Source organism: Streptomyces sp. NPDC054961, from assembly GCF_053609145.1.
Genome location: NZ_JBSGWY010000011.1, coordinates 1 through 5,036 on the forward strand (window position 1 = coordinate 1; position 5,036 = coordinate 5,036).

The 5,036-nt window shown below is 73.3% G+C and carries 4 protein-coding genes; 1 reads left to right on the forward strand and 3 read right to left on the reverse strand.

Annotated elements, in window-relative coordinates:
* Window positions 1–52: 52 nt before the first annotated feature.
* Together ACWF9Z_RS13005 and ACWF9Z_RS13010 are read right to left on the reverse strand one after the other, a co-directional pair.
* Complete coding sequence (locus ACWF9Z_RS13005; RefSeq protein ID WP_453601109.1) at window positions 53–1,525, reverse strand: peptidoglycan DD-metalloendopeptidase family protein; 1,473 nt, start codon at window positions 1,523–1,525, stop codon at window positions 53–55.
* 234 nt (window positions 1,526–1,759) lie between these two features.
* A complete protein-coding gene (locus ACWF9Z_RS13010; RefSeq protein ID WP_453601112.1) occupies window positions 1,760–2,539 on the reverse strand; it encodes an esterase/lipase family protein in 780 nt (259 codons plus the stop codon).
* 187 nt (window positions 2,540–2,726) lie between these two features.
* Here ACWF9Z_RS13010 and ACWF9Z_RS13015 point away from each other — a divergent pair, with 187 nt between their 5' ends.
* Entirely contained in the window at window positions 2,727–3,131 is a 405-nt protein-coding gene (locus ACWF9Z_RS13015; protein ID WP_453601115.1) for a cobalamin B12-binding domain-containing protein, read from the forward strand.
* Between the two features lie 182 nt (window positions 3,132–3,313).
* Here the strand turns inward: ACWF9Z_RS13015 and ACWF9Z_RS13020 are convergent, their stop codons facing one another.
* A complete protein-coding gene (locus ACWF9Z_RS13020) occupies window positions 3,314–4,870 on the reverse strand; it encodes a DUF5691 domain-containing protein (protein ID WP_453601118.1) in 1,557 nt (518 codons plus the stop codon).
* Window positions 4,871–5,036: the final 166 nt, after the last annotated feature.

Consider the following 5,036-nt stretch of genomic DNA (forward strand, 5'->3'; position numbering starts at 1 on the left):
GAGCACGCACCGGACGCCGCTCCTCAAGGGGCAAACCTTGCCCGACGCGGCACTAGTTCGGGTCCAGGTCGTGGCTGCGCAGCCACGCCTGGGGGTCGATGGGGGAGCCGCCGCCCGGCCGAACCTCGAAGTGGAGGTGGGGTCCGGTGGAGTTGCCCGTGTCGCCGGAGTACGCGATCACATCGCCGGCCTTGACCTTGCCGGAGCGGATCTTGGCGCTGCTGAGGTGGCAGTACCAGGTCTCGGTGCCGTCGGGCGCGGTGAGTATCACCATGTTCCCGTAAGCGCTGTTGAACTGGCTGCGCACGGTGCCGTCGGTGGCGGCCATAACCGAAGTCCCGTAGCCCACCGGGAAGTCGATGCCGGTGTGTACGGACATCCAGTTCACGCCCGCCTGGCCGAAGCCCGCGCTGAGGCCGTGCCGCGCGACGGGGAGGGCGAACTTGGGGCGGGCCGCTTCCTTGGCCGCCTCCTCCTCCGCCTTCTTCTTCTTTTCCTCGTCCTGGCGCAGGCGCAGGTCGATGCGTTCCTGGGTGCGGCTCGCACGGTCCGCGAAATCGCCGGCGTCGGCGCTGAGGGCGGTGAGCTGCGTGTCGAGCTTGCTGTTCGCCGCGACCGGCTTGATGGAGGCCGGGTCGGGCGCGGCCAGCGTGGTCGTCTCCTCGGAGGGCTTCTCCGCGCCGGTGAGTCCGCCGACGGAGGCGGCGGCCACACCCGCGACACCCATCACGCAAGCGGAGGGCACGGCCACGGTCAGCAGGGCGGAGCGCTTCGCCGGCGTGCGGCGGCGGGTGTTCCCGGCGCGGCGCGAGGGGCGCGGCTCGGACGGAGCGGCCACCGGGGCCGGCCGCGTGACGGGCATGGCCTGGGTGGGGAGGTCGTGCACCCGGACGTCGTCGGCGGCGGCAGTTTCCTCGTCCTCGTCGCCGCGCGGGGCGTCGGGGGAGTCGCCGAGCGAGTCCCCGTGGAAGCCGCCGTGGGCGTCGTCCTCGGGGATGGCCTCGAAGACCGCGGTCTCGGTGTACACGGGGGGCGCCGGGTACGCGTACTCGTAGGAGTACTGCTGTTCCTGGGGCTGCGCCTGCGCCTGCTCGTAGCCGTACGCGTAAGCCTGCTGGGGCTCCTGCGTCTGCTGGTGCTGCGGCTGCTGCTGCGGCTCGGAGGCGGTGTTCCAGGCGGTGGCGTCGTAGGCGCCGGTCTCGGTGCCGTAACCCGGAGTCGACCACGTGTCGTAGCCGAAGGCGGTGGACTGGTAGTCCGTGGAGATGCCCTGGGTGGGGACGCTCGAGAGGTATCCGTCGTGACCGCCGGTCTCGGGCTGCTGGGAGTAGCCGCTCTGCGGGGTGGTCCACGCGGTGGTGTCGTACGCGCCGGTGCCGGTGTCGTAGGACCCGTATGCGGCGTAGTGATAGCCCTGGCCCTGTGATTCATAGGACGCATAGGCGGAATCGCCAGCGAAGGTGGTGGTGGCAAGGCCGTCGTACCCGAGATCGGGGTACTGGCCCGACGAAGGGCGGTCGTTCACCAACTTCTCTTTCGCCTCGGCAGCGGGGGGCCTGGGTGGCCGAGGAATATGGAGTTCCTCGGAGGAGAGCAGTGGCGTGACTGTACCCGCCGGTTACACGCCACGACAATCTTCGGCGGGGTCCAGCCCTGGGGGAACCGGGCATTCGGCCGCCTTTCGGTCGCTCAAAGGGCCACCCTTGGCCTTGAGTTCGAAATGCGTTCGATTGAGGGCGGTTCGGGAGCCCCCTTTCGGTCAGGCGACGGACGCGGTACCGAGGTGGGGGACGGCGACCGGGCCGGGCCCGTCGAGCGTGCGCCGGACCGCCGCGATGACGGTCGGATGCGCGGGAAGCGCGAGGTGTCCGATGCCGATGACCTGCACGTTCTCCGTGAGCAGGTCCGGGTGTTCGATTCGGGCCGACTCGGCCGGGTCCATCAGGGCGTCGAACTCGCTCCAGAACGCCACGCATCGGGTCCGGCAGCCAGGTGCGGGCGCGCGCAGCTCGGCCATCACCTCGGAGTCCCGGCGCATCTGCCGGACCAGCGGGTGCGCGTCCATGAAGGGGGCGACGCCCGTGCCGGAGTGCGGGGTACCGAGCGTGACGAGGGTGCGGACCCGGGCGTCGCCGCCGAGGCGTTGGACGTAGTACCGCCCGATCAGACCGCCGAGGCTGTGCCCCACCAGGTCCACCCGCTCCTGCCCGGTGCGCTCGCACAGTTCCTCGACGCGCTCGGCGAGACGGCGGGCGGTGACGCGCAGATCGAGGGTGAAGGGGGAGTAGTTGTACGTCTCCACCTGGCGCCTGCCGCCCGCCTCGAGGGCGCGGCGCAGGAGCACGAAGACGGAGCGGTTGTCGGTGAATCCGTGCAGGAGCAGCACGGGGGGTGCGGCGGCGCCGGACTCGGCGGCGCGGCGCGCGACGGCGGGGCGCTCCTGGCGCATCCCCGTCGGATACATCAGGATGTGCCCGCCGAGCACGATCACTTCCAGCACGCCGGCCCGCAGTGCGGCCCCGGACATGGACAGCCCCATGGACGGCCTCCCCTCAGGGTCTGGGACCGCGGGGCCGGCCACGCCGTGCCGTGCGGCTGTCGGCACGGTGTGGCGGCACGGGAGCGGTGCACGCCATCCCACGTGTGATTTCCCCCTCGTGGTTGACCGCGAAACGGGGGTGTGCGCGATGCTGTACTTAACGTTCGTTCACTCGGGAGGCAGTGCGATGGGTGTGACCGGTCCGATTCGTGTGGTGGTGGCCAAGCCTGGTCTCGACGGCCACGACCGGGGCGCCAAGGTGATCGCGCGGGCCCTGCGGGACGCGGGCATGGAGGTCATCTACACCGGCCTTCACCAGACCCCCGAACAGATCGTGGACACCGCGATCCAGGAAGACGCCGACGCGATCGGCCTCTCGATCCTCTCCGGGGCCCACAACACGCTGTTCGCGCGCGTGCTGGAGCTCCTCGCGGAGCGCGACGCGGCGGACATCAAGGTGTTCGGCGGCGGCATCATTCCGGAGGATGACATCGCTCCGCTGAAGGAAAAGGGTGTGGCGGAGATCTTCACCCCGGGCGCGACGACGACGGCCATCGTCGACTGGGTCCGGGCGCACGTACGGCAGGCGTAGCCGTAGCCGTAGCTCCAGGCGTACTCGTTGTCGTTGTCGTTGTCGCGGCCGGGCCGTGGCCGGTCCGTAGCCGAGTCGCGGCCGGTCCGTAGCCCAGCTGCGGCCGGTCTGTAGCCGAGCCGTGGCCGGGCCCCGGCCACGGCCGCGGCGACGCGGGCGGCGGTGCGCCCGTCCCCGCCCGGCTACGGGCCGGGAGGGGCCAGCTCGGCGTGCATCGTGGCGCGGAGCCGGAGGGTGGCCGCCAGGCGCTGGAAGGCTTCCGACCAGTACGCCGCGGCGCCCCCGGCCTCGACGGGCTCCGTCGTCATGGCGGCCAGCCGGTCCGCCTCCGCCGGGTCGAGGCAGCGCTCCGCCAGGCCCATCACCCCGCTGAAGCTCCACGGGTAGCCGCCCGCGTCCCGCGCGGAGTCCAGCGCCTCGACCACGGCCAGGCCCAGTGCCCCGGCCCATGGCACCACGCACGCCCCGAGCAGCTGGAACGCCTCGGACAGCCCGTGGGCCCGTATGAACTCCGCTACCCACGCCGCCCGTTGCTCCTCCTCCAGGATCGACAGCAGCTTCGCCCGCTCCGCGAGCGAGGCCGTCGCAGGCCCGGCGGCCGGTGGTGCGGAAGCCGAGCCCAGCAGGGCCCGCGACCAGGCGGGATCGCGCTGGCGGACCGCTGCCCGGCACCATGCCGCGTGCAGTTCCTCCGCCCAGCCCTCGGCCAGAGGCCGTGCCACGATCTCCGCCGGGCCGAGACCGCCGAACCGCTCCTGCCAGCAGGACAACGGCGCGGACTCCACCAGCTGGCCCAGCCACCACGCGCGTTCCCCGCGCCCGGCGGGCGGCCGCTTGACCACCCCGTCGTGCAGCATCCCCGCATCGCACTCGGCCGGCGGCGTCACCCCTTCCGGGCCGACGCAGGCCAGGGCGCGCTCCGCCATCCGTCCGGCCAGCGCCGAGCCCGGCAGCGCGGAGAGCAACTCGGCCGCGGTCGCCCGCACATTGCGGCTCCGGTCGCCCAGCGCCGCCTCGAGGAACGGCTCGTCGTCGTCCGACAGCCCCACCCGCAGCGAGTCGAGGAACATCAGCCGGTCCTCGGCCCGTTCGGTGGCCCAGGTGGTCGTCAGCAGCCGGATCGCGGCCGCCGCCTCGTGGGCCCGTACGAGGCCGAGCAGTGCCACGCGCTCGGCGAACAGCCCTTCCTGCCAGAGCCGTTCCACCCCCGCCGCGTCCGTCGCCGCGGGCAGTTCCCCCGCGCCACCGGATCCGCCGCGCAGGGCGAACCGCCAGTCGGGATTGAGCCGGGCCAGCCACAGCCCGCGCGTCCCGGCCAGGGCCAGCGCCTGTGGCCGCAGGTCGGTGCGGGCCCGCGCCGCGTCCAGCAGGGCGGGCACCAGCGAGGCCGGGGCGCGGTAGCCGTGCAGCCCGGCGGCGGCCAGCCACTGCGGCAGCAGCTCCGTGAGATCCGGCGCGGCCCCCCGCCGCCCGCCGGAGCCGCCCGCGCCGGTCCGGCCCGCCAGCAGCTGCGCGAGGCGCCGGCGGGCTGGCTCCGGGGGCGTCGGGCGCGGATCGTGCGGCGCGGGTTCCGGCCTCGGGCCCGCTTCGGCGGGCAGCAGGCCCGCCCGGCGCCGTACGGTCTGCAGGGCCGCGGCCCCGAGCAGCGCCTCGGGACTGCCCTGGCGCCGCTCGGTCCCCAGCAGGGCCGCGCCGACCAGTTCGTCCCAGTCCCCGTAGGCCGTCCTGTCCGCGTTCATCGGGTCCCCTCCCTCGTCCGTGTGCCGTGTGCCGTGTGCCGTGTGTCGTGTGTCGTGCTCCGGTCCCGCCCCCTCCGCGGGACCGGAGCAGCACCAAAGCCCCCATAGGGCCGGTGCGGTGGCGCCGCCCACACGAACCCGCCGCCCCAGAAGCGACACAACAGCA